Below are 24,219 nucleotides of genomic sequence, written 5' to 3'. Positions count from 1 at the left end.
TCAGAAGACTTAAATGCTATCCATTCCATGAACAGATTTTTGATATCTGACGCACCCTACACGACTTATAGGGTGGAGAGTGTCAACCTAAGCCTAGTTCTCGTTTGAGTAAGTTAATTGAGTTTGCGCCGATGTAATTATCTACCTTGATTAATTTTGGTGGACGGATGATGTCTTCGGAGGCGGCTTGGACGGCGGCTTGTACGGTTGCATAACAGGCTTGGTCACAGATAATCACTTCGGCGCGCTTGACGATCGCCTGCATTTTGTAATTATCTTTTGGTTGGGTGGTCATGACTAATAACTCGTCACCCCGCAAGCCGTGGAGGATGACTTCTGCTTGGCGACCAATTCCCGAACTGAGGCTGACTATTCCTACACAGTTATCTTTGGGCAGGTTTTTCAGCAGGTTGATTTCTTTGTTGTAGTCGTAGATATCTAGAGGGATGACACGGATAGCTTTAGGGGCGGCGATCGCTTCCACATCGTTGATAAAATAGCGACTGGTGACAACTGTAGCGGAAGTGGTTTTATCTAGTACGGCTGCTAACTCATCTATCGCCACTATCTGCACGGGAATTTCTAGTTCTTCTTCTAACTCATAAGCCATTAACTCCCCCACACCCATATCTTGAGTCGGAGATGCTACCAGTACCCGCGCACTACAACGCAAGCGCCAGTCAATTTCTGCCAAAAATATTTCTCTTGCTTGGCTGAGTGAATAGCCTTGTCCCAGTAATTCATCCAGTGCTTGTTGTAAAACTTTTGATGCTTCAGGATGTTGTGTGAGGATGGGCGATTGTAGCCTGCTACCACCCTCATGACCTTGAGCGCGGACATAAATCCCTGAGCCTGCTAAACTTTCAACAAAACCGTCTTCCTCTAACTGACGATAAACTTTACTAATAGTATTGCGGTGTAACCCCGTTTGCATTGCCAAAGCCCTGGTGCTGGGCAATTTGTATGCGGGTGGATATTGCCGAGAAGCGATCGCAAACCTGAGTTGGTTAAATAGTTGGGTTGATGCGGGAATCTCACTATCTGGCTGAATACGGAATTGAATCATCACCCAAACTCCTGAATAAGCAATTCAAAATTCAACATGAATAACAATAAACAACCCAAACATTTTGGCGATTTTATGTTGGGTACTTTCGGGTTTAAATTTCTTATGTGGTGACTATTGGTAGTTGATATTTTCAGAGAAGTAGCCTAGTTATATCAAATAATTAGAGAAATTCACCACACAACGCGGGTAAAAATTATTATGACTGAGCAAGTAGTTGCCACAGAAACCGTTAACTTTTCGCAAAATAATCTACAAATAGCTGGGTACTTAGCACAGCCACAAGCACCAGGTTCCTACCCAGGAATTGTGGTTTTACAGGAGATTTTTGGCGTTAACGGTCATATTCGGGACGTGACAGAACGGATTGCTAAATTGGGGTATGTGGCGATCGCTCCGGCGCTGTTTCAACGTCAAGCACCAGGCTTTGAAACTGGATACACACCCCAAGATATTGAAGTTGGCAGAGGTTATGCAATGCAAACCAAAGCATCAGAATTACTCAGCGATATTCAAGCAGCCATAGATTATCTGAAAACTCTCCCCCAAGTGAAACAAAATGGCTTTGGTTGTATTGGCTTCTGCTTTGGGGGTCATGTAGCCTATCTTGCTGCCACTTTACCAGATATCAAAGCGACGGCATCTTTTTACGGTGCGGGAATTGCTACCCGTACATTTGGCGGCGGAAATCCTACTGTCACCCGCACACCAGAAATCAAAGGCACACTCTATGGCTTTTTTGGTACGGAAGATGCCAGTATTCCCCCAGAGCAAATAGACCAAATCGAGACAGAGTTAGAAAAATACAACATTTCTCATCGTGTGTTCCGCTACGATGGAGCTGATCACGGATTTTTCTGTGACCGTCGTGCCAGCTATAATCCTCAAGCAGCAGCTGCTGCTTGGGAGCAGGTGCAACAACTATTTAAGACTGTGTTAACAACATAGGTTTAAAGACTCTCAATTCCCATACCACCTTAAGCGGAGCCTTGTTCATTAAGAATTACGTAGCTTGCTTACCGTAGGGTATTACGAATTATCAATTCCCTTGGTTTCAAATAAAATAACCACAATTTAAGTTCAATAGTCATGAATTCCGAATCGAAACTATCTCAAAAAGCCAACTCGTCTTTCACAATGGACGACTTTGCCAAAGCACTAGAAAATCACGACTACCAGTTCCAAAAGGGGCAAGTTGTTTACGGCAAGGTTTTCCAACTTGATCCTGATGGCGCTTATGTTGATATTGGTGGCAAGTCGTCAGCTTATATTCCCCGCGATGAGGCTTCTTTGAGGGCAGTTAACGATTTAGCGGCAGTATTGCCGTTGCATGAGGAGCTTGAGTTTATTATCATCCGTGAACAGGATGCAGAAGGTCAAGTAACTCTTTCTCGACGGCAGTTAGAAATTAATCATATCTGGGAAAAACTGGCGCAAATGAAGGAAAATTCCCAGCCTGTGGATGTGAAGGTGACAGGGGTGAATAAAGGTGGTGTCACTGTTGATGTTCAAAGCTTGCGGGGATTTATTCCGCGATCGCACCTCACAGAGCGTGATAATTTAGAAGCCCTTAAAGGTCATACTCTCACGGCTGGCTTTTTAGAAGTAGACCGCAATAACAAAAAACTCGTCCTTTCCCAGCGTTTGGTAACTCGTTCTAGTAACTTCAATCAGTTAGAAATTGGTCAGTTAGTAGAAGGTAAAATAACTGGAATTAAACCTTTTGGCGTGTTTGTTGATTTAAATGGTCTCAGCGCCTTGCTACATATCAAACAAGTTAGCCAAAAATTCATCGAATCCCTAGAAAAAGTCTTTCAACCTGGTCAAACAATTAAAGCCATAGTTATCGACTTAGATCAAGGTAAAGGTCGAGTGGCTATCTCTACCAGAGCTTTAGAAAACTTCCCTGGTGAAGTGTTAGAAAATTTCGAGGAAGTCATGGCTTCAGCCGAAGCACGCGCTCACCGAGCTGCTAATAAAATGAGTGAAGGGGTTTAGGGGTTTATAGCGTTTCCTAGTCTGCTGCTGAGGTACAAATCTCTGTGTACCTCTGTCTTGAAAAGTTTCCTACGGAGGGAGACCCTCCTACAGAACTTTTCGCTGCGCTTTACTCCGCGCCCCTCTGCGTTTCAAAATATTATCTGTACCTCACTTAACTGGAAATCGCTATAGGGGTTTAGGGGAAGAAAATAAAGATAAATTTCTTCTCCCTTACACCCTTTTAAATATTCTTAGGTTTACGTAATTGCTGAGAACCAATTGGGCCGAGAATTTGGTTGAGGGTACGCAGTTGGTCGGCTGTACCCATGCAAATCAGCGTGTCTCCTGGCATTAACACTGTATCTCCTGTGGGGCCGCCGATGAGCATACCATCTATGCGACGAATAGCCAGGACTAATGCCCCACTTTGCGATCGCAGTTTGGCTTTTTGCAAGCTTTGACCAACAAAGGGACATAAGGCCGGGTCGAGTAAAAATTCTTCCATGTACAGTTGACGGTCTGCACCTGTGAGAATCCCGTCTACAAAGTCTAATACTTGCGGTCTGAGGGCGGCGGCCGCCATCCGCTTACCACCCGTGATATATGGGGAAATGACGGCATCTGCACCGCCTCGCTGTAATTTTTGCAGAGCTTCTTCTGTGCTGGCTCGTGCGATCGCTCTAATGCGGGGATTCAGAGTTTTTGCTGATAAAACCGTGTATAAATTCTCTGCATCAGAAGGGAGAGCCGCAACTAAACAAATTGCCCTCTCAATCCCAACTCTCAGGAGAGTATCATCAAGTGTAGCATCTCCTTGAAATGCTGTATGCCCCTCGGCTTGCGCTCTTTCTATCGAATCAGCATCAGAATCGATCACCACAAATGTTACACCTTCCGCCCGAAATTCCTTGGCAATTTGGCGACCAGTCCGACTGAATCCACAAATGATGTAGTGTTCTGATAAGGATTCCATTAAGCGCCTCTGTTGTCTGAGCCGAATACCTTGTTGAAAGTAACCCTGAATAACTGCTTCTGTAAACCTGTTGACAATGTAGCCAAGATTGATTACACCTAGCAAAATTAAGGCAATAGTAAATAAGCGTCCACGACTACCAAGGGGGTTGGTTTCACCATATCCTACGGTAGCTAAGGTAATAACTGTCATGTAAGCTGCATCTTCCCATGACCAACCCTCGACAAACCGATACCACAAAGTACCGAGAATTAATACACCACCGAGAGCGATCGCCCCGGCCATTAACTCTTTTTGGATGCGTTGGTATTTCTGTTCAAGAGTTGAATACAAAATTATTTTCCACTATTGCCACAGGTTTGAGGATATATAATGTTAAGCTCAAGAGAAAGTAAGAAACACAATAAATAAAAATTTATTTTTAAGAAACTCTAGGAAACTAGTAGGTAAGTATACAATCAAAAATCCGCAGGAGGAGCGTTAGTGAGCCTACAAACTCTCATTGAGCAAGCCACGAACCCCCCAGAGTCAGGTTCTGCTGCATCTAGCCCCTTTAGTACAGATAGCTTTGACGCATCTGTTATGTCCACATACGGACGCTTCCCCCTCGCCTTAGAACGGGGTGCAGGTTGCCGAGTATGGGATACCCAGGGCAGAGAATACCTAGACTTTGTGGCGGGGATTGCCACTTGTACACTAGGACACGCCCACCCAGCTATGGTAGAAGCCGTAACGCGCCAAATCCAAAAGCTGCACCATGTATCTAATTTGTACTACATTCCCGAACAAGGTGAATTAGCCCAATGGATTATTCAACACTCCTGCGCTGATCGGGTATTTTTCTGTAATTCTGGTGCTGAAGCCAACGAAGCCGCTATTAAACTGGCTCGTAAATATGCCCACACAGTTTTAGACATAGAAAAGCCTATTATTCTCACCGCCAATGCCAGTTTCCACGGACGGACGTTGGCAACTATTACCGCTACTGGGCAAGCAAAGTATCAAAAATATTTTGATCCCCTGGTACCCGGATTTCACTATGTAAATTACAACGATATCAGTGCGGTAGAAGCAGCTATTAGTGAGTTAGATGAGGGAGATTACCGAGTAGCGGCAATTCTCATTGAACCTTTACAAGGGGAAGGCGGTGTTCGTCCTGGTGATGTGGAATACTTCCAAAAGCTGCGGCAAATTTGTGATGACACTGGCATTTTATTGATGTTCGATGAAGTGCAAGTTGGTATGGGACGCAGTGGTAAATTGTGGGGTTATGAATACCTGGGTGTAGAACCAGATATTTTCACCAGCGCCAAAGGTTTGGGTGGTGGTATCCCCATTGGGGCAATGATGAGTAAGAAATTCTGCGATGTCTTCCAACCAGGAGAACACGCCAGCACTTTTGGTGGTAATCCCTTTGCCTGTGGTGTAGCGTTGGCTGTGTGCCAAACCTTGGAAAGGGAGAATATTTTGCAGAATGTGGAAGATAGAGGAGAACAATTAAGGGCAGGCTTAAGAGCGCTCGCTGCTAAATATCCCCATCATCTTACAGAAGTTCGCGGTTGGGGTTTAATTAACGGTTTGGAATTAGCCGCAGATATTCAATTAACTGCTGCTGATGTCGTCAAAGCTGCCATCAACGAAGGCTTACTGTTAGTACCAGCCGGGCCCAAAGTCGTCCGTTTTGTACCACCATTAATTGTGACAGAGGCAGAAATCAACACCGCCTTAAAGTTACTAGAAAAAGCATTAGCAACTGTGACAGCTTAAATCACAGACTGCTAGCAAAAATAGCGAAAATAATCACCGCCGATACACGCCAATGAACGCTGATAAATGTCTGTGTTCATCTACTGGAATCGGCGGCTTATTGTTATCAAATATCTTCACTACTTGAGCTAGATGCAGGTTTAAAAATAGAACATATTTGCTAATAAAGATATACTTTGCTCACTCGATATCTTATTATTGCTTGAATAATCCCGATACCATACCATCTTGATCTCTTTACGTCTTGTATCTAAAGGTAGAAAATAAAGGTTAACTTAAAGTTGGGCAACCTGAGGAAGGTTCTATCTGCTCAAGAGTAACCTGCCAATCTATATGCAGTACAACTGAGGTCAAATGACGCAATCTTGCAATCGAGTCAAAGTTTGGGAAGAACGCCGTAACGAAGCTAATATTTACTACAAACAGGGGAAATTTTCAGAATATCTTGACTTGGTAACAGAAAATTTACAACTAGCTAGAGCAATTCCAGACCGAGCTAGAGAAGGTCATACATTGAACGATATTGGTCTAGCATATCTTGGGTGTTGGCAACCGCAAAAAGCATTAGATTGTTTCCATCAGGCCTTGGCTGTAGCTGTAGAGATTGGTAATATCCAAGCAGAAGCCACGGCTTTAAGCAATCTAGGTTCTACTTGCAGTCGTCTCGGCAAACTTACCCAAGCCCTAGAGTATTTTGAGAAAGCGGCACAAATATTCAGAGAGTTACAAGATACTCAGGGTGAAGTTTCCACCCTCAATGATATGGCGCTAATTTACATCAGATCGGGTAAACCCAAGCGATCGCTCTTGCTGCAAAATCAAATTTTAGCAATGCGGCGTTTGTTAGGAGACCTTTCTGGTGAAGCCACCACACTCAATGGCATTGGATTCGCCTATAGTGTTTTAGGTGAGTTTGAGAAAGCACTAGACTATCTTCAACAAGCATTACCTATTCAAAAAGCAGTCAAGAACTTAGCGGGTGAAGCCATAACTCTGAACAACATCGCCTCGATCTATTTAGACTTAGGACAACCCAAACAAGCCCTGTTACTCTACCATCAAGTTTTGTTAACACGCCAGTCCATGAACGATTTTCCAGGGGAAGCCACTACTCTCAACAACATTGGCTTTACCTACTCTAAATTGAGCAGTCATCGCAAAGCACTGAAATTCTACAAACAAGCACTTGTTATTTATCAACAACTAGAAGATTCTCTTGGAGAAATTTCGACTTTGTTGAATATGGGTAACCTATACGTCACCACAAAACGCAAAAAGTTAGCTCTATTGTGTTATCGCAATGCTCAAACACTAGCTGAAAAAATCTCAGATCAGACAATCTTTGACAAAGTAAAGCAGTTTATGGATGCTATTTAAGGAAAGCGCTTCATGAGCAGATGAATCTACAGGAAACTTGCAAACCAAGGCTGTTTTCACAAATATCTCAACCTAACGTTCTCCATATTCCATATCATTAGCCTCGGCGTAACGGTTCATAAAGCGCATGAACCGTTCCCAATGATCATCACGCTCAACTTCAAATTTGCACTCTACTCCTTGTAATTCATCACCTTCATCACCCCCAAAAATAAATCTTGTAGCAGAAGGGGTGACGCTAATTTCCCCTTCTTCATCGGTTAACAATAGAGAATTCAAGGATTGTTTAGTAAAGCTGTTGAATCCTTCTATCGCTTGGAGTTGATTAAACTTCATCATAACGATGCGTTTGCCAGTACGGACTTCTCGCCGCAAACTAACATTACTTAGTTCTTCAAAAATACCTGCGAAAAATTGAATTGAGGGGGTGATAGATGTCATGAGTGGATTTAAATTTAATTGTTATAATCCACAATTTACAACAGTTCGTAACCGAATAGATCCGATTTAAAAGGTCAGTCCCGATCAAACAAGTTGCACCACCAAAGATGAAAATGCTTTTCAGTCTCTACTTGGCAGTTGCTTTCCAGTCTTTGAAGAAGAATTTTGCTCACTTAACTGCTGTTCCAATTCGGCAATCCGATTTTCTAAAGGTGCCATCATTGCTTTAACTTCTCTTTCGGAATAGCGGACGGGAATGTGTTGGGGACAATTCTCGCTTGTGGCTTCGACATGAAATAGAATCGCCCGTTCCACCTGTGCGGGATAATCGGCAACTCTTACTTGCTCTAGTAAACTAGATTCGCCTTCAATGTATTCGGCTCTACCCCAAATCTTGATGCGTTGGCGATGACGATAATCCATCAAAAACAGAAATGCTTTGTCATTACTGGATAAATTACCGACGGTAATGTACTGCAAATTACCCGAAAAATCAGCAAAGCCTAGCGTCTTTTCATCCAGCACCTTGAGGAAACCAGGTGACCCCCCGCGAAACTGGATGTAGGGGTAGCCATTAGAACTGACGGTTCCCAGGTAAAAACCTTCCAGTTGAGCGATAAATTTGGCAATGTTGGGGGTGATGGTGTCATTAGCAGGGCCATTGGCAATATAGCGATCATAGGTCTGCCGTGAGCCGCGCTCTTCTTGAGCTGCTTGTACTTCTGGAGTGAAGGCAATTTCACCAAATTTACGTGTCATTATCCCCTCCTAAGCCGCTAGTCAGGTCAATTTCGCCATGGCCAGCTAAGGCCACGTAGGGTAAGACTACCACATCGGCGATCGCCAAATACCCTAACTCTAGCCATTGTTTAGTGGCTGGAAATATGCGGTATAAAAGCGCCAATTCCTTCCCTTGCCTTACTTCTCCTGCGGTTAAGGAGAGCCAACGCACCACCCGACTCATCACTTCTGGCTTGAAAGTGGGGAGTGGGGAAAGACTACTTTCATACAAGGTCTGTGAAACTTGCTTCATCGGTATTTACTTTTTTAATTAGCTTAGTTATTAATAATATAAAAATTTTGAGACAAAATCACAGCAACCTCAGACATCCTTAAAATAGGTTGTTATATTGTACTAAATAACTATTTTTTTCAACCTGGGGAAAGCTGTGCGTAATGATTTACAAGATTTGGAGATTAGTCATAGAGAACTAGAAAATTTGACTAACTTACCTGTGAAATCAGAACTAATTACTATCAGGAACATTTTTAAAAAGATTTGTAGAAAAATTATAACTCAGATTAAAGGCTCTGAAGGGGCTACAGTAGTTTTCCTGAGTTTTTCTGTATTTATTTTTGCATACTTAATATTTGATATTTTTATCAAAGTATTTGCCGCATGGATAGAGATGCCATCCTGGTTATTATTAATAATTTTCAGTTTTTTAGGTGTTGTCAGTACACAGACTTTTTTATATTACTGGTGGCGTAACCAACAAAAAATTCTGAGAAAAAATATGACAAATTCTCTAGAAATACTCTTAAATGATGTTGATAGATACAATGCAGTGATTAAAGCTATAGATATTAATGACCAGATAGAAGATGCAGGGAATACAGGAGTAAGCATCAAGGAAAGAGAAAAAGTTATCGATGCCCTGAAACTTACAAGAGCCGATTTAATTAGAGCTTTAAGAACAGAAAGAATATTAAGAGAAAATAAGAATTTTATTCTCGGTAATACAGAATTGTTTACCAATAATTTAGCTACTTTAACCGCTATGCAGGTGACAGAACAAGCCACTGAGCATGGCAGGTTACTAAATGAAGCATTACAAATTGCTTTAGATGTGCAATATGAAATGAAAAGCTTGCAAAGTCAATCTAATCTATAAAATGTGACAAAAGTCTTGAGATTGTTTTATCCAAGCAGTATTGGAAGTAATGAGAGAAATATTAATATTCTTGTTGTGGTAATTGCTGATGGGGTTCTGGTTGGAAAATGACTAATCCAGGGTCTAACATAAAGAAGTGTAAATTAAGCGATCGCCTACAGGGATGGATTGGAAAGAAATTAGAGGTAACTGGGTGCTTGTCCCCCGTAATCCAGTCGGGATCATTCATTTCTTGGGAGGTGCGTTTGTTGCCACAGCCCCCCATCTGACATATCGTTGGCTACTAGAACAGTTGGGTAATAAAGGGTATGTAGTGATTGCCACGCCCTTTGTAAATACTTTGGATCATATTGCGATCGCCAACTCTGTGCTATTAAACTTTGAACGCACAATAGAGAGATTGCATGATTCTGGGGCATTACGCAAGCTCTACTTACCTACCTACGGAATCGGGCATAGCATGGGGTGTAAACTCCATTTACTTATTGGCAGTCTTTTCCCTGTGGAACGGGCGGGTAATATTTTAATCTCTTTCAACAACTATGCCGCTAAGGATGCTATACCCTTAGTGGAACAGTTCAATACTACTTTGGCGATCGAATTTACTCCCTCGCCTTTGGAAACAAACAAACTCGTGCAGGAAAGTTACAATATCCGGCGCAACTTATTAATCAAATTTAATAACGATAACCTGGATCAATCAGCAGCTTTAACCAAAATCTTACAAGTACGCTTTCCAGAAATGGTGACAGCCCAGACTTTACCAGGAACACACACTACACCCTTAGGTCAAGATGTCAAATGGCAAACAGGGTCATCATTCACCCCCTTTGATGCGTTAGGGCAGTGGTTCAAACAAGAAGTCTATCGTGACTTAAATCAGCTAAATCGTGCCATCCTCTTGTGGTTAAATCCTCTTTCACCACCGTAGGAGGCAAAAGGAAGGAGGGAATACTATAGTATATCTCTCACGACCAATGACCAATAACCAATGACCAATGACTATTGACTATGTTTCAAATTTTGATAATTGATGATGATATATCAATTCAAACATTACTAAAAAGAATTTTACAAAAACAGGGTTATCAAATAGTTACTGCGAGTAATGGTGAAGAAGGAATTACTCAAGCATTAACTAGTCGCCCAGCACTAATTATTTGTGATTGGATCATGCCTGGCTTAAATGGTTTGGAGGTTTGCCATCGCATCAAGACAAATCCGAATCTATCCACTACATTTTTTATCTTGCTCACCTCTTTAGACTCTGTAGCCGATCGCGTTAAAGGTTTAGATGCTGGTGCCGATGATTTTATCACCAAGCCGATTGAGCAAAATGAACTGCAAGCAAGGGTAAGAGCCGGATTGCGACTGCATCAATTAAGTCGAGATTTGCGGACTCAAAAGCTGCTATTAGAAGAAGAACTAGCAGAAGCCGCCGAATATGTGCGATCGCTTCTACCAGAACCTCTAAATGAACCCATCAGCATCAATTCTCGATTCATCCCCTCTCGTCAACTCGGTGGTGATTGTTTTGACTATTACTGGCTGGATGACGATTGCTTGGCATTATATCTACTAGATACAGCCGGACATGGATTAAAAGCTGCTCTCCCTTCAATTTCTGTTCTTAATTTACTGCGTTCTCGCGCCCTGAAAAATCTCAATTATTATCAACCCAGCGATGTACTGAAAAATCTTAATGAAACCTTCCAGATGAATTATCAAAATGATAAATACTTCACTATCTGGTATGGTGTTTATCACCGCATCAAACGACAGCTAACCTATGCTAGCGCTGGTCATCCACCTGCAATTTTGATATCTGGAACATCACCAGCTAGTACGGAAGTGCAAATTTTAAGAACCCCAGGAATGCCCGTTGGTATGTTTCCAGAAGCACAATATGTTGATGCTTATTGCGATGTCGAAAAATTGAGCAGTTTGTATATCTTCAGTGATGGCGCTTATGAAATTACTAAATCAGATGGCAAAATTTGGAGTTTAGATGCTTTCATTCAGATACTCGCTAGCGTACATCATAATGATGATTATCAACTTGATCAAATCTTAAATTGCCTGACCGCTTTGAACCCCAAAGATACGTTTGAAGATGATTTATCAATCCTACAAGTTAAGTTTGACTAACTATTCGCCAGTATAATTTGATTAAATTCATCTTGATTATTAAATATTTCAAATACCTTATCCATACCAGTCAACTCAAATAATATTCTTACCTGTTCATTAATCGAACAGAGAAATAATTTTGTCCCTGCTGCTCTCAATGTTTTAAAAGCTAACACTAAAGCTCCCAAGGCGGAACTATCCATAAAAATCACATCCTGACAATCAACTAAAACAATTTTTGTGCCGCTATTCAGGAGATGGGTAATCTCTTCTCGCAGTTCCTGTGAATTTGCCGTATTGATAATTCCACTGAGTTTAATAACTTGTACTTGCTGATTCATAGTGTTTTTGACTAATTTACTGTAAAAGGATGTACTAAATTTGCCAATATTATATAGCAACACACACAATTTTAGTGAAACAGATGCACCTCAAGAGGCTTACTTATTGCTTATAGACTCCATTTGTAACCACAAGACAAGTCGATTTTACCTCAATCAATAAATCTAGATTTTGAATTTATCTTCATATAATTATGAACCTGATTTAGGAAATAAGATTGAGGTAAGAGATATGAAGATAGCCTAATTCCTCAATATTATTTTGTATATCTTGTACCCAAAAGACTAATTTTTTTGCAAATTTATCAAACAATATTCTCACACAATATACATTATAAAAATTAGCTAATCAGTTTGGCAAAATTGTAATTTAAGCTGCAATTTAACTTAACCCTCAATGCAATATAGCGTTTCCTAGTCTGCTGAGGTACAAATTTATCCGCGTCTATCTGTGTCCATCTGCGTTTAATTATTGTCGTTTATACTTCACTAGGATAAAAAAGGCTATAAAGACAATTATGCCAGCAGAAACTATCAAACGGGCGATTAGCCAGCCCTCACCGTAGCCCACAGCTCTGTTTTTCTTTTCTTATCTTTGATGTTGTCTAATAAGTAGAACGACTTGAAAAACCTATATTAAGTAATGTAAAAACACTAGGATTAGTTTTGTAGTAAGGACTTTAGTCCTTTTTTGAGAACTAAAGTTCTCTCTGCGTTTCCATAGCGTGTCGATAAAAATGTTGCGCGTAAAACTCTGTATAAAATTAGCAAGGACTCGCTTAAGCGCAAGAGCATACTACAAAACTTTAATTATTTACCCTGTTCTACCTAGTCGCTGAATCTTATTTCCTTTACATAGGTATTTCTATTTCAAATTTCGTGTCCTGTCCTGGGGTAGAAATACAGTTTAATTTTCCGCGATGCTGCTCAACTACAATTTGATAGGCGATAGAAAGTCCTAAACCAGTACCAGAGCCAACGGGTTTAGTGGTGAAAAAAGGATCGAAAATGTGGGATATTGATATCTCATCTATACCAATTCCATTATCACTAATAGAAATTCTGACTGTATTTTCTGGAAAAATTACTTCTGTTTTAATTTCAATTCTTGGCTGAGTAATTGTATTAGAGGCAGACTGTAAAGCATCGATTGCATTACTCAAAATGTTCATAAATACCTGATTTATCTGGCTAGCATGGCAATTGACTTTAGGAAGTGGCTGGTATTTTTTAATTATTTGGATCTGTGGTAAAAGCTCATTAGCTTGCAGTCGATGTTGCAGAATTAGCAAAGTACTTTCTATCCCTTCATGCAGATCAATTGATTTTTTGCTTGATTCATCAAGACGAGAGAAATTGCGTAAACTCAGGACGATATCCCGAATGCGATCGCTTCCCGTTTCCATAGACTTAAGCATTTTAGCAACATCTTTTTGTAAAAATTCTATGTCGGCTTCTTTAATTTTCTGTTGCAGGGAGATAGAAGGATTAGGATATTCTAATTGATATGCCACAATCAGTTCTAAAAGAATATTTATAAATTCTCTAGTATGGGTAATGTTGCTATAAATGAATCCAATGGGATTATTGATCTCATGAGCAATACCTGCGACAAGATGTCCTAAACTAGACATTCTTTCTGCCTGAATCAGTTGTATTTGGGTTTTATGTAGCTCTTTGAGAGTTTGTTCTAAGTGAATATTTTGCTGTTTAAGTGCTTTTTCTGCTAATTGGCGCTCAATCTCTGCTGCGGATCGAGCAGCAAATATTTTTAAAATAGCCTCTTGTTCTTCGTAACTGCGTTCTAATGGTTTAATATGTAAGCCAGCAATATGTCCAAGAGGTTTACCCTGAGGATCTAAAATTGGAACGCCTAGATAGCTTTCCGCATTTAAGTTAACTAAATCTAGGTCATCAGGAAACTTTTTTTGGATACAATCGGGGTAAATCTGAAGACCTTCTTGATAAAGAACGCCGCAAGGAGTTCCAGCCAGATCGTATTCAAAATTGGGGCCAAATTCCTCTCCTTTCCAAAATGCCAAAACTCTAGCTCGTGGCTGTTCATCATCAATAAACTCTGCAATCAAAGCATACTGAATCTGGAGTACCTCAGCCAAGTAATGAGCGCAAGCTTGGAAGAAGGCTTCACCAACCTGAGATGCAATCCCTTCTACAATCAGTTTCAGGTTAATATTTTCTTGCTGGAGTGGTTGATTGGGTAACGAAATCGCCGTTTTTTTTGAAAGTGGAGTTAGCATGACAATAGGTTGAATATTGAGTAGGTATTACGACACGTCGTTCCTCTCATTCTTCCCAAGTACAAGGGATAAACTCTATTACCAAAGAACAATTTAAGCAAGTTTCATACAAGATTAATACAAACTAATTGATTGTAAATTGATATCGTCTATTAGCTTATTACCACCATAAGAGCCGTCTATTTAAAACAAATGATCATATATAGGCAATGGTTACAACAGCCTAAATATAGTGATTCAGTTTGATAGATGAATATGGCTACAAGGTGTAAGTAAAATCATTGACCAGCATTCCAGGAACCAGACTACCTCCTAGTTGACGACTCTCGTAGGTTCCTACTTCAGGAATGAATTCTTGAATGTTGGTAAAGTCTATTAAATTTTCTCCCCAAAAACGATAGAGGCTTTCATCAAAGCGTAAGTTTTCAATGGGGGCGATAATCTCACCGTTTTCTATCCAAAAACAGGCGTAACGGGTCATACCTGTAATTCTACCTGTGGGGCGATCGCTCCAGTTCAAGTAATGCAAATTTGATACATATAAGCCTGTATCTAAACTGGGGAGAATTTGCTCATAAGTTAAATTCCCTGGTATCACCTCTGGCGCACGTAAGGTTTCCGAACTGTTCGCACCGTTGGCAATTTTTTGATATTCTTTAGCAGTCCGCGAATTAACTAAGGTATTTACTAAAATTCCTTTGTCAATTATTGATAATTCTGGTGCAGCCATTTCCCCCAGTTGATTAAATCGCGGTACTAAACCCAGTTGGAAGTTTTCTCTCAAACTAAATTTAGGGGAAAGTTGTTTATCTTGGCGTGACAAGATGGCTAATGCACTATTACCTTGTTGGATATCTGCTTCACTGACTGCACCCCAAGAAAGCATACTTAATAAATCAGCAACAGCCGCCGGGGCAAAATAAGTTTTGTATTGTCCTTTTGGTACTTCTTTAGCTCGATTTGCTAGCAGTTTTAATTGCTGTTTCCCTTCGTTGATTTTGACAGAATAAGCTTCTTGATCCCAATTACTTCCAGCAAATGTACCTTTAACAGCTTGTCCAGAACTGATAAATAAGGAATAATCTAAAGTGAAGGAATCAGTAGCAAACCAATGTTTTTGTCCACTAGAATCGCCATAAGCTCTGATAACTAAACCCCCAGCATAGATACCAGTAAAATCTAACTCCCTAACTTGTTCTAATACATTCGTTACTACTGCCTCTGCTGGCAATATATTACCTATATGGGTTTCCCGACTAGTATTATTTCCTGATGGTAAAACTAGATAAGGATCAACTGGTAATAAAGGCAATTCATCCCGCAGTTCTTGTAAAGCTTGATATGCTGATTGCCAGTCTTTCTCCCAATTTCCAGTAAAAGGAAACTGACGAAAACTGCTGCGCTGGTCTGTCATCAGAGTTAGTTCAATCCAACCATCAGCCACAAAACCAGTTTGGCGAACTTTGGCTTGATTAAAGCGAGTAAATTGACTACGTTCACTGCTAAGTTTCACAGTGAATTGTTCATTTTCTAATTTTTTAACTAGGAGAGTTTCTAATAGTTGATTAAAACTAAATTCTAAAGTAGATACTTCCTCAATTTTCATGGATATCAAAAAGGAATAGAGGGCAACATGAAATTTTGAATTTTGTAGCTTTAGCTTCCCGTAGGGTATTTTGAATTTTGAATTTTGAATTTTGAATTGATTATCCTCCCCCAAAAACTTCTACATCAGCAAATACACAAACAGGTGAACCATGTCCTACCCAAATAGATTGATTTGGTTCGCCTTTACCACAGAAAGGTGTACCGTAAATTTGCCAGTTAGCATCGTCACTGATTTGTACTAGGCTATGCCAAAATTCTGGTGTTGTGGCTCGATAGTTAGGATTACGAAGGGTTTTGGTTAGCTTACCATTTTCAATGAGTTTGGCATACTCACAGCCAAACTGAAATTTATAACGGCGATCGTCTATTGACCAGGAACGATTAGATTCCATATACACGCCGTGTTCTATATCCCTGATAATCTCATCAAAGGAAGCGTTTCCTGGTTCTAAGTTTAAGTTTGCCATGCGGTCAATTGGTGGTCGATTCCATGAGGAAGCGCGGGCGCAGGCTACCCCTGGAACTTTGGCTCTGGCTTGGCTTTCTAAACTGCCTAGACCCCTTTTTAATACACCTTCTTTGATGACATATTCTCTTGTGGCAACTACTCCTGTATCATCAAAACCATAGCTGGCATATTCGCCGGCAACGGTGGGGTCAAAGGTGATATTCATTAATGGCGAACCATAGACTAGTTTGCCAAAATCGCTGGTGTTGACAAAGCTACCACCAGCATAGTTACGCTCATCGCCCAAAATTCTGTCAATTTCTAAGGGATGTCCTACACTTTCATGAATTTGTAACATCATTTGGTCTGGGGCTAAAACCAAATGGGTGCGGGTGCTTGGACATTCTTCGGCGGTTAAGAGTTCTATGGCTTGTTCGCCTATTTGCTGTACTCTTTGCCATAGGTGGTCTTGTTTTAACAGTTCTAGTCCACCTTGGTAACAGTGTGCTTGCCAGCCGTTATTGCTACGTTGTTGAACGATCGCCCCATCTTGAGCGATCGCGCCATAATGAGTACCTATGGACAAGAATTTTTGATATACCTGAGAACCGTTGCTGCTGACAAACCAACTCTGTTTTTCACTGGTGGAGGCGCTGGCGGTGGTTTGGACAATTTTTTCGTCAACTTTTAAGGTGTGGCAAATTCGCACCAACAAATCATTAATTTCCCCAGGACTGAGAGCATCCAATGGTTCTAAAAATGGGGAGTTATATTCACCCACAACTTTGGGGCGTTCAGTTTCACGGAAAGGATATATGCCCCACTGACTGGCTGCTAGTGCTTGTTTATAGGCGATTTCAGCCGCCGCTTGCAACGATGGTAATTCTAGGGAGTTGGTAGCTGCATAACCCAAGGAACCATTCACCAAAACTTCTAACATGGCTCCGACTGTGGTTGATTTACCGTTGCTTTGAGGTAAACCATCACGGACATAATGGTTAGCAGCAATTTCCTTTACTACCCGAATACCGATCCAATCGGCAGGTATTTTAAAACTAGCGATCGCTTTTGTTAATTCTGACCACATAACAAAATTAGGGAATAGGGATTGGGTATTGGGGATTAGGTATTGGGTATTGGGGATTAGGTATTGGGTGAATTTTCTCTTTCCCAGTCCCCAGTCCCCAGTCCCCTTTAACTCCTATGCCAACGTGTACCTTGGGGGCTATCAATTAAGGTTACACCTTGTGCTTGTAGTTCATTACGGATGCGATCGCTTTCGCTAAAGTTCTTGTTTTTTCTGGCTGCTTGTCTTTGCTCAATTAGGGCTTCAATATCTGTATCACTTAGACCTGGTTGTGTCAGGGTTTCATCATCTGGTGTTGCTTCTAAACCCAAGACTTTACCTAATGTGACAAGGGTATTCCATTGGCGTTGGAGTTCATCGCTGGGGGTTTTGGTGGTTCCTTCGTGGACGAGGATATTACCTTCGCGGCGGAGTTCTTTGGCTAATTCAAACAGTACCGCCAAGCCACCGGAGAAGTTAAAGTCATCGTCGCCTAATTCTTGAAAACGGGTGGCGAGTTCGGGAATAATTGCGGATTCTTGACCCCAACCGAGCTTTTCACCGTATTGATAGCCAAAGAGCAAACCTTCCTTGAGGGTTTTCCAGCTATTTTCGGCGTTGGCGATCGCTTCTTCTGTAAAATCTAGAGGCTTGCGGTAATGTGCCTGCAAGACAAACAATCTTACAGCCATTGGGTTTACTGGGTCGCCTTTCCAACTACCCACCCCATCTAATAATTCTCGAATGGTGATGAAATTACCCAGAGATTTTGACATTTTCTGACCATTCACCATCACCATGCCATTATGTGTCCAATAACGCGCCAATGGCTGATTCATAGCTGCTTCAGACTGAGCAATTTCATTTTCATGGTGGGGAAAAATCAAATCTCCACCACCACCATGAATATCAATAGTTGCCCCTAGCTTAGAACGAATCATCGCCGAGCATTCAATATGCCATCCCGGACGACCTTGACCCCAAGGAGAATCCCACGCTGGTTCCCCTGGTTTTGCTGCTTTCCACAAGGCAAAATCAAAAGGATGTTGCTTTTTTGGTTCGGAGTCTTCCACATCTACCCGACCGCTAGCACCAGCCTGCATTTGTTCCAACTCCCGGCCAGAGAGTTTGCCATAACTGGGAAAGCGTTCTACGCGATAATAAACATCCCCACCAACGGCGTAAGCTAGACCTTTTTCTTCCAGAATTTGGATTAATTGATGAATTTCGGGAATATGCTCAGTGACGCGGGGATATTCATCCGCATCCAGGACATTTAAACGGCGGATATCTGCAAAATAGGCATCAATAAAGCGGTTTGACACCTCCGCCATTGTTGAACCTTGTTCTTTGGCACGGTTAAGAATCTTATCGTCAATATCGGTAAAATTTTGGATGTATTTAACTTCAAAACCACGCCAAATCAAATAACGCCGAATCGTATCCCAAACTATATAGGAACGTGCATGACCCAAATGGCAATAATCATAAACTGTCACGCCGCAGCAATACATCTTAACCTTACCTGGCTCTACAGTTTCCAAAGGTTCTTGACGGCGGGTGAGGGTATTGTAAATCGTTAGGGTCATAACACGGTAACTTGGAAGAGATAGGCAATAATAGGATAAAGCAGCTGGACAAATATTCCAGCATTCCTATGCTAGTGTTTTCTGGACTATCTCCGCTACCATTTTGCCACTCTGCTCGAAACAAGCTGCCCTGAAAGTCCTCTCGTATCTTCTAATTTTGCGCCCATATTGCTATGCAATCAGCAGTCACCGATAATTCTCAACCAATGAATGCTCCCAAACAAGGAATGCCAGTCACAATTATTACTGGATTTCTTGGTAGTGGCAAGACAACTTTACTCAATCATATTCTCAGCAATCAACAGGGTTTAAAAACCGCCGTTTTGGTCAATGAGTTTGGAGAAATCGGCATTGACAACGAGTTAATTGTTTCCACCGATGAGAACATGGTGGAATTGAGTAACGGTTGTATTTGCTGCACTATTAATAATGATTTAGTCGATGCTGTATACAAAGTTTTAGAAAAGGAAGAAAAGCTAGATTATTTAGTTGTGGAAACAACTGGACTAGCCGACCCTTTACCAGTAGCCCTGACTTTTTTGGGTACAGAACTGCGGGATTTAACCCGGTTGGATTCGATTATCACCGTAGTGGATGCAGCCAATTACAGTTTAGATTTATTCAACTCACAAGCGGCTTACAGCCAAATCGCTTACGGTGATGTCATTCTGTTGAACAAGACAGATTTGGTTGATGAAGCCAGCTTGAATGATTTGGAAAGAAAAATCAATGAAGTCAAAGAAGGTGCGAGGATTTTAAGAACGAAGCGATCGCAAGTTCCCCTCCCCTTAATCTTAAGTGTGGGTCTATTTGAGTCGGATAAGTATTATGATGCAGCCGATGACCATAGTCACGACCATCACGACCATGACCACGACCATGATCACTCAACTTGTGAGCATGATCATCATGACCATGAGCATGATCATTCAGCTTGCAGTCACGACCATCACGATCATGATCATTCAGCTTGCGGTCATGACCATCACGACCACGAACACCATCATCACCACTCAGACCATTTAGAAAACGATGGTTTCACCTCAATATCTTTCCAAAGTGATCAACCATTTTCGATTCGCAAGTTTCAATATTTTCTAGATAACCAACTTCCCACAAATATTTTCCGCGCCAAGGGGATTATGTGGTTTGATGAAAGTCCCAAACGTCACATTTTCCACCTATGTGGTAAACGCTTTACTTTAGATGATGAGGAATGGAAAGGCACACCTAAAAACCAATTAGTATTGATTGGTCAAAATTTAGATCGTGAAACCTTACTCACTCAATTAGAAAACTGTGTCTGTCTTCCTTCTACCAGCCGAGGTAAAGGTTTTGGCAAATAGAACTGATATAGGACTTACGCACCCAGATTTTCTGTTGAGACTGGGTGTAGGGGTGTAAGGGTGTAGGGGTGTAGGGGTGTAGGGGTTTTTCACCCAATCCCCAATCCCCAGTCCCCAATCCCCCAAATTAATAACCTTTACTGATACATCAACTTTTTTTGATGAATTTTTGTGTACAGTAGCCCCACCTTGGTTGACATATCAATTTTTTTTGAAATGATATAGACATACCTAAATATCACCATAAAGGTGGGGTAAATGAAAACAACAGCAGAGAAATTGGCTCTCACGCTGGGGATTTTTGCTGTCGTCAGTGGTTGCACAGCTACATCTAATAACTCGGCTCAAACTCAGGATTCAGCAAAAGTCACCGAAGTTGCTAATTCAACGAAAGTAGCGAGTGTGACAGTTGACGGTTCGAGTACAGTTTATCCGATTACCCAGGCGATCGCTAAAGAGTTTCAAGCAAACTCCAAAAATAATCTCCAAGTTCAAGTGAATATTTCCGGTACTGGTGGCGGTTTTACCAAATTTTGTGCAGGGCAAACAGATATAAATAATGCCTCTCGACCGATTACGCAAGCAGAGATGGCAGATTGTAACCGCAACGGCATCAGGTATATAGAATTACCAGTGGCTTTTGATGCCTTAACTATCGCCGTGAATCCCCAAAATGATTGGGCAAAAGATATTACCGTTGCCGAACTGAAAAAGATTTGGGAACCTGGGGCAGAAGGGAAAATCACCCGTTGGAATCAAGTACGCGCATCTTGGCCAGATAGACCATTAAATTTATACGGTGCTGGTAAACAGTCTGGGACATTTGATTACTTTACAGAAGCCATCACAGGTAAGGCGAAAGCCAGCCGTAACGACTACACAGCTAGCGAAGATGATGAAGTTTTAGTAGCAGGTATTAGTAAAGACCCGAATGCTTTAGGTTATTTTGGCTATGCCTATTATGAAGAAAACCAAAAAAGCTTAAAAGTATTAGCAGTTGATAATGGTAAAGGTGCAATTACACCATCACGAGAAACAGTAGAAAAATCTAAATATCAGCCCCTTTCTCGACCTTTATTTATCTACGTCAATCCTTGGTCATCCCAAAATAAAAGTGCAGTTTATCAGTTTGCAGATTACTACATTAAACAAGCGCCAAAAACTGCCAAAGCTGTGGGTTATGTACCCTTATCCAGCGAAGCTTACCAAATTAATTATGTTCACTTAAATCAAGGTAAAGCAGGAACAGTATTTGCTGGTAAATCTCAGTTTGATTTAACGCTTGGTGAATTATTACGCAAGCAAAAGCAATTTTAATAGTCAATAGTCAATAGTCAATAGTCAATGGTCAATAGTTATTGTTTTGGACTATCGACTAATGACCAATGACTAATAACAATAGGAAAAATTATGAAAATTCGTGTTGGTATCAACGGATTTGGTAGGATGGGGCGGCTGGCTTTACGGGCTGCATGGGGTTGGCCGGAACTGGAATTTGTGCATATTAATGAAATAAAAGGTGGTGCAGTTGCAGCAGCCCATTTGCTCAAATTTGATTCTGTTCACGGACGCTGGACACCAGAAGTAGAAGCAGAGGGGGAACGCGTCCTGATTGATAGTACACCTCTGAGTTTTAGTGAGTATGGCAAACCGGAAGATGTACCCTGGGAAGACTTTGGTGTTGATTTAGTCCTAGAATGTTCTGGCAAATTTCGGACTCCTGCAACCCTCGACCCTTATTTCAAACGTGGAGTGCAGAAGGTAATTGTGGCTGCACCTGTGAAGGAAGAAGCCTTAAATATTGTCATGGGAGTGAATGACTATTTATATGAGCCGGAAAAGCATCACCTTTTAACTGCGGCTTCCTGTACAACCAACTGTTTAGCCCCAGTGGTGAAAGTGATTCACGAAGGCTTGGGGATTAAACATGGCATTATTACCACCATCCATGACAACACCAATACTCAAACCCTAGTCGATGCGCCCCACAAAGATTTACGGCGCGCACGGGCTACCAGTTTATCACTAATTCCCACCACTACAGGATCAGCAACAGCGATCGCCTTAATTTACCCAGAACTCAAAGGTAAACTCAACGGTATCGCGGTGCGAGTACCACTGCTCAACGCTTCCCTCACAGACTGTGTGTTTGAAGTTAACCGACCAACCACAGTCGAAGAAATTAACGCACTCCTCAAAGCTGCATCTGAACAAGCACCACTCCAAGGCATCCTGGGCTATGAAGAACGTCCTTTAGTCTCCATCGACTACAAAGACGACCCTCGTTCTTCCATCATTGATGCCCTTTCCACAATGGTTGTAGACGAAACACAAGTAAAAATTCTGGCTTGGTATGACAACGAATGGGGTTACGTCAACCGTATGGTTGAACTCGCTCGTAAGGTTGCATTAAGTCTCAAATAGGGATTGGGTATCAGGTATTAACGTGAATTCGACGGAACCTAACCCCAACCCCTTCCCTACAAGGGAAGGGGCTGAAAATCTATAACTGAGTACCAAACAATCAGGGTTTTAAGCCTCTCCCCGCGTCGGGGAGAGGTACCCTGCGGGAAGCAAGCTATGGAGAGGGGTTCTTCCGAATCTATCGAACTCACGTGGTATTAGCTCAAAAGTAAATTCCCCAATCCCCAGTCCCCAGTCCCCAATCCCCATGACAACTACAGCTTCTAAAGCCAATTTCAAAAACTATATTCTCGTAACTCTAGCCTATTGGGGTTTCACTATCACTGATGGCGCTCTAAGAATGCTGGTGCTGCTTTATTTCAATAAAATCGGCTACACTCCCTTAGAAATCGCCTCTTTATTCCTGTTTTACGAAATATTCGGTATTGTCACCAACTTTTTAGGCGGTTGGATTGGCTCACAATTAGGATTGAAGGTTACTCTCTACACCGGCATTGGTTTACAGATTTTCTCTTTAGTGATGCTGGCATATCTCAATCCTAGTTGGGCGCAGTGGTTGGCTGTGATGTATGTGATGGTAGCTCAGGCGTTTTCGGGAATTGCCAAAGATTTAACCAAGATGAGTTCTAAAAGTGCGATTCGCTTGGTGGTTCCCCAAGATGACCAGTCTTCCTTATTTAAGTGGGTAGCTATATTAACGGGTTCTAAAAATGCTCTCAAGGGAGTAGGCTTTTTTGTTGGTAGCGCCTTGTTAGGTTTGTTTGGCTTTGTCAATTCCCTGTTAGTTATGGCAGGGGGATTGTTACTGCTGATGTTTACTGGGTTAATGTTGCCTAAAGGCATGGGCAAAATTAAGAAGAAAGTTAAATTTAGCCAACTGTTTTCTAAAAGTCCAGAGATTAATATCCTCTCAGCCGCCCGATTCTTTCTTTTTGGTTCGCGGGATGTCTGGTTTGTAGTGGCGTTACCAGTGTTCTTGCGTGAGGTTTTAGGTTGGTCGTTTTACCAAGTGGGTGGATTTTTGGCGGTGTGGGTGATTGGTTATGGAATTATTCAATCGTCTGCACCATCGCTGATTAGGCGGTTTGGTTCTGGTCGTCCGCCACAATCAAAGACTATCCAATTTTGGACATTGACACTAACTGCTGTGCCAGCTGCGATCGCCCTAGCTTTGCAGTTTGGTATACCTGCTAATTTTGCCATAGTTGGGGGACTGCTCGTGTTTGGTGTGGTGTTTGCGTTCAATTCTGCGGTTCACTCTTACTTAGTTTTGGCGTTCACCGACGATGACAAAGTAGCCCTAAACGTCGGCTTCTACTATATGGCGAACTCCGGCGGTAGATTAGCAGGTACAGTTTTATCTGGTTTGGTATATCAATGGCTAGGCTTAGTTGGCTGTCTGTGGACATCTGCGTTTTTGGTACTAGGTGCAGCCATAGTTTCCCTGAGATTACCAGATCCTCAACCAAGTAAAGCGATCGCCTGGAAAGCTGGAGATGGAGATTAAAAA

21 protein-coding genes are annotated in these 24,219 nt (G+C 41.6%); 11 read left to right on the top strand and 10 right to left on the bottom strand.

The window, feature by feature from the left end:
* Nucleotides 1-82: 82 nt before the first annotated feature.
* Nucleotides 83-1,066, bottom strand: coding sequence for a GntR family transcriptional regulator (locus GSQ19_RS24580; protein ID WP_011320433.1), 984 nt, complete (start codon nucleotides 1,064-1,066; stop codon nucleotides 83-85).
* Nucleotides 1,067-1,267: 201 nt separating this feature from the next.
* Between GSQ19_RS24580 and GSQ19_RS24575 the strand changes: the two genes are divergently transcribed.
* Together GSQ19_RS24575 and GSQ19_RS24570 are read left to right on the top strand one after the other, a co-directional pair.
* Nucleotides 1,268-2,014 carry a dienelactone hydrolase family protein gene (locus GSQ19_RS24575; protein ID WP_011320432.1) on the top strand — a complete coding sequence of 249 codons (747 nt, stop codon included), beginning with the start codon at nucleotides 1,268-1,270 and terminating at the stop codon, nucleotides 2,012-2,014.
* 141 nt (nucleotides 2,015-2,155) lie between these two features.
* Nucleotides 2,156-3,064: a S1 RNA-binding domain-containing protein gene (locus GSQ19_RS24570; protein WP_011320431.1), complete on the top strand. Its 909-nt coding sequence runs from the start codon at nucleotides 2,156-2,158 to the stop codon at nucleotides 3,062-3,064.
* A gap of 223 nt (nucleotides 3,065-3,287) precedes the next feature.
* Here the strand turns inward: GSQ19_RS24570 and GSQ19_RS24565 are convergent, their stop codons facing one another.
* Nucleotides 3,288-4,352 carry a potassium channel family protein gene (locus GSQ19_RS24565; RefSeq protein WP_041456315.1) on the bottom strand — a complete coding sequence of 355 codons (1,065 nt, stop codon included), beginning with the start codon at nucleotides 4,350-4,352 and terminating at the stop codon, nucleotides 3,288-3,290.
* 150 nt (nucleotides 4,353-4,502) lie between these two features.
* Here GSQ19_RS24565 and GSQ19_RS24560 point away from each other — a divergent pair, with 150 nt between their 5' ends.
* Nucleotides 4,503-5,786, top strand: a complete 1,284-nt coding sequence (locus GSQ19_RS24560) for an aspartate aminotransferase family protein (RefSeq protein ID WP_011320429.1) — start codon at nucleotides 4,503-4,505, stop codon at nucleotides 5,784-5,786.
* A 354-nt stretch (nucleotides 5,787-6,140) separates the two neighbouring features.
* Entirely contained in the window at nucleotides 6,141-7,163 is a 1,023-nt protein-coding gene (locus tag GSQ19_RS24555) for a tetratricopeptide repeat protein (RefSeq protein ID WP_011320428.1), read from the top strand.
* Nucleotides 7,164-7,235: 72 nt separating this feature from the next.
* Here GSQ19_RS24555 and psb28 read toward each other — a convergent pair whose 3' ends face one another.
* The 3 genes from psb28 to GSQ19_RS24540 all read right to left on the bottom strand — a co-directional run bounded on the left by psb28 (nucleotide 7,236) and on the right by GSQ19_RS24540 (nucleotide 8,637).
* On the bottom strand, nucleotides 7,236-7,604 hold the full coding sequence (psb28, locus tag GSQ19_RS24550) for a photosystem II reaction center protein Psb28 (protein ID WP_010995256.1): 369 nt from the start codon (nucleotides 7,602-7,604) through the stop codon (nucleotides 7,236-7,238).
* A gap of 120 nt (nucleotides 7,605-7,724) precedes the next feature.
* Nucleotides 7,725-8,363, bottom strand: a complete 639-nt coding sequence (locus tag GSQ19_RS24545; RefSeq protein ID WP_011320427.1) for a pyridoxamine 5'-phosphate oxidase family protein — start codon at nucleotides 8,361-8,363, stop codon at nucleotides 7,725-7,727.
* The gene (locus tag GSQ19_RS24540) at nucleotides 8,353-8,637 is read right to left on the bottom strand and encodes a glutathione S-transferase family protein (protein WP_011320426.1); all 285 of its coding nucleotides are present in this window, start codon (nucleotides 8,635-8,637) and stop codon (nucleotides 8,353-8,355) included. Before GSQ19_RS24540 ends, GSQ19_RS24545 begins: the two co-directional genes overlap by 11 nt.
* 136 nt (nucleotides 8,638-8,773) lie before the next feature.
* Between GSQ19_RS24540 and GSQ19_RS24535 the strand changes: the two genes are divergently transcribed.
* The 3 genes from GSQ19_RS24535 to GSQ19_RS24525 all read left to right on the top strand — a co-directional run bounded on the left by GSQ19_RS24535 (nucleotide 8,774) and on the right by GSQ19_RS24525 (nucleotide 11,647).
* Complete coding sequence (locus tag GSQ19_RS24535; RefSeq protein ID WP_011320425.1) at nucleotides 8,774-9,499, top strand: hypothetical protein; 726 nt, start codon at nucleotides 8,774-8,776, stop codon at nucleotides 9,497-9,499.
* Nucleotides 9,500-9,662: 163 nt separating this feature from the next.
* Entirely contained in the window at nucleotides 9,663-10,430 is a 768-nt protein-coding gene (locus tag GSQ19_RS24530; protein ID WP_011320424.1) for a DUF1350 family protein, read from the top strand.
* Between the two features lie 80 nt (nucleotides 10,431-10,510).
* On the top strand, nucleotides 10,511-11,647 hold the full coding sequence (locus GSQ19_RS24525) for a SpoIIE family protein phosphatase (RefSeq protein WP_011320423.1): 1,137 nt from the start codon (nucleotides 10,511-10,513) through the stop codon (nucleotides 11,645-11,647).
* On the opposite strand, the gene GSQ19_RS24520 is transcribed toward GSQ19_RS24525, so the two are convergent.
* The 5 genes from GSQ19_RS24520 to cysS form a co-directional block, all read right to left on the bottom strand.
* Nucleotides 11,644-11,970 (bottom strand): STAS domain-containing protein, encoded by a 327-nt coding sequence (locus GSQ19_RS24520; RefSeq protein ID WP_041456314.1) that lies wholly within the window; start codon nucleotides 11,968-11,970, stop codon nucleotides 11,644-11,646. The genes GSQ19_RS24525 and GSQ19_RS24520 overlap by 4 nt on opposite strands.
* A gap of 851 nt (nucleotides 11,971-12,821) precedes the next feature.
* Nucleotides 12,822-14,228: a sensor histidine kinase gene (locus GSQ19_RS24515; protein WP_011320421.1), complete on the bottom strand. Its 1,407-nt coding sequence runs from the start codon at nucleotides 14,226-14,228 to the stop codon at nucleotides 12,822-12,824.
* A 259-nt stretch (nucleotides 14,229-14,487) separates the two neighbouring features.
* Nucleotides 14,488-15,834 (bottom strand): TldD/PmbA family protein, encoded by a 1,347-nt coding sequence (locus GSQ19_RS24510; RefSeq protein ID WP_011320420.1) that lies wholly within the window; start codon nucleotides 15,832-15,834, stop codon nucleotides 14,488-14,490.
* A 100-nt stretch (nucleotides 15,835-15,934) separates the two neighbouring features.
* On the bottom strand, nucleotides 15,935-17,371 hold the full coding sequence (locus GSQ19_RS24505; RefSeq protein ID WP_011320419.1) for a TldD/PmbA family protein: 1,437 nt from the start codon (nucleotides 17,369-17,371) through the stop codon (nucleotides 15,935-15,937).
* A 107-nt stretch (nucleotides 17,372-17,478) separates the two neighbouring features.
* Nucleotides 17,479-18,939, bottom strand: a complete 1,461-nt coding sequence (gene cysS / locus GSQ19_RS24500) for a cysteine--tRNA ligase (protein WP_011320418.1) — start codon at nucleotides 18,937-18,939, stop codon at nucleotides 17,479-17,481.
* A gap of 173 nt (nucleotides 18,940-19,112) precedes the next feature.
* On the opposite strand from cysS, the gene GSQ19_RS24495 reads away from it, so the two are divergent.
* The 4 genes from GSQ19_RS24495 (at nucleotide 19,113) to arsJ (ending at nucleotide 24,216) form a co-directional block, all read left to right on the top strand.
* A complete protein-coding gene (locus tag GSQ19_RS24495; protein ID WP_041456313.1) occupies nucleotides 19,113-20,285 on the top strand; it encodes a CobW family GTP-binding protein in 1,173 nt (390 codons plus the stop codon).
* A 258-nt stretch (nucleotides 20,286-20,543) separates the two neighbouring features.
* Complete coding sequence (locus tag GSQ19_RS24490) at nucleotides 20,544-21,602, top strand: PstS family phosphate ABC transporter substrate-binding protein (protein ID WP_011320416.1); 1,059 nt, start codon at nucleotides 20,544-20,546, stop codon at nucleotides 21,600-21,602.
* A gap of 93 nt (nucleotides 21,603-21,695) precedes the next feature.
* A complete protein-coding gene (locus GSQ19_RS24485) occupies nucleotides 21,696-22,709 on the top strand; it encodes an ArsJ-associated glyceraldehyde-3-phosphate dehydrogenase (protein WP_011320415.1) in 1,014 nt (337 codons plus the stop codon).
* Between the two features lie 247 nt (nucleotides 22,710-22,956).
* A complete protein-coding gene (gene arsJ / locus GSQ19_RS24480; protein ID WP_011320414.1) occupies nucleotides 22,957-24,216 on the top strand; it encodes an organoarsenical effux MFS transporter ArsJ in 1,260 nt (419 codons plus the stop codon).
* Nucleotides 24,217-24,219: the final 3 nt, after the last annotated feature.

The sequence above is a fragment of the Trichormus variabilis 0441 genome (genome assembly GCF_009856605.1).
GTDB classification, from domain to species: domain Bacteria; phylum Cyanobacteriota; class Cyanobacteriia; order Cyanobacteriales; family Nostocaceae; genus Trichormus; species Trichormus variabilis.
This window is presented reverse-complemented; position numbering and strand designations above follow the sequence as displayed.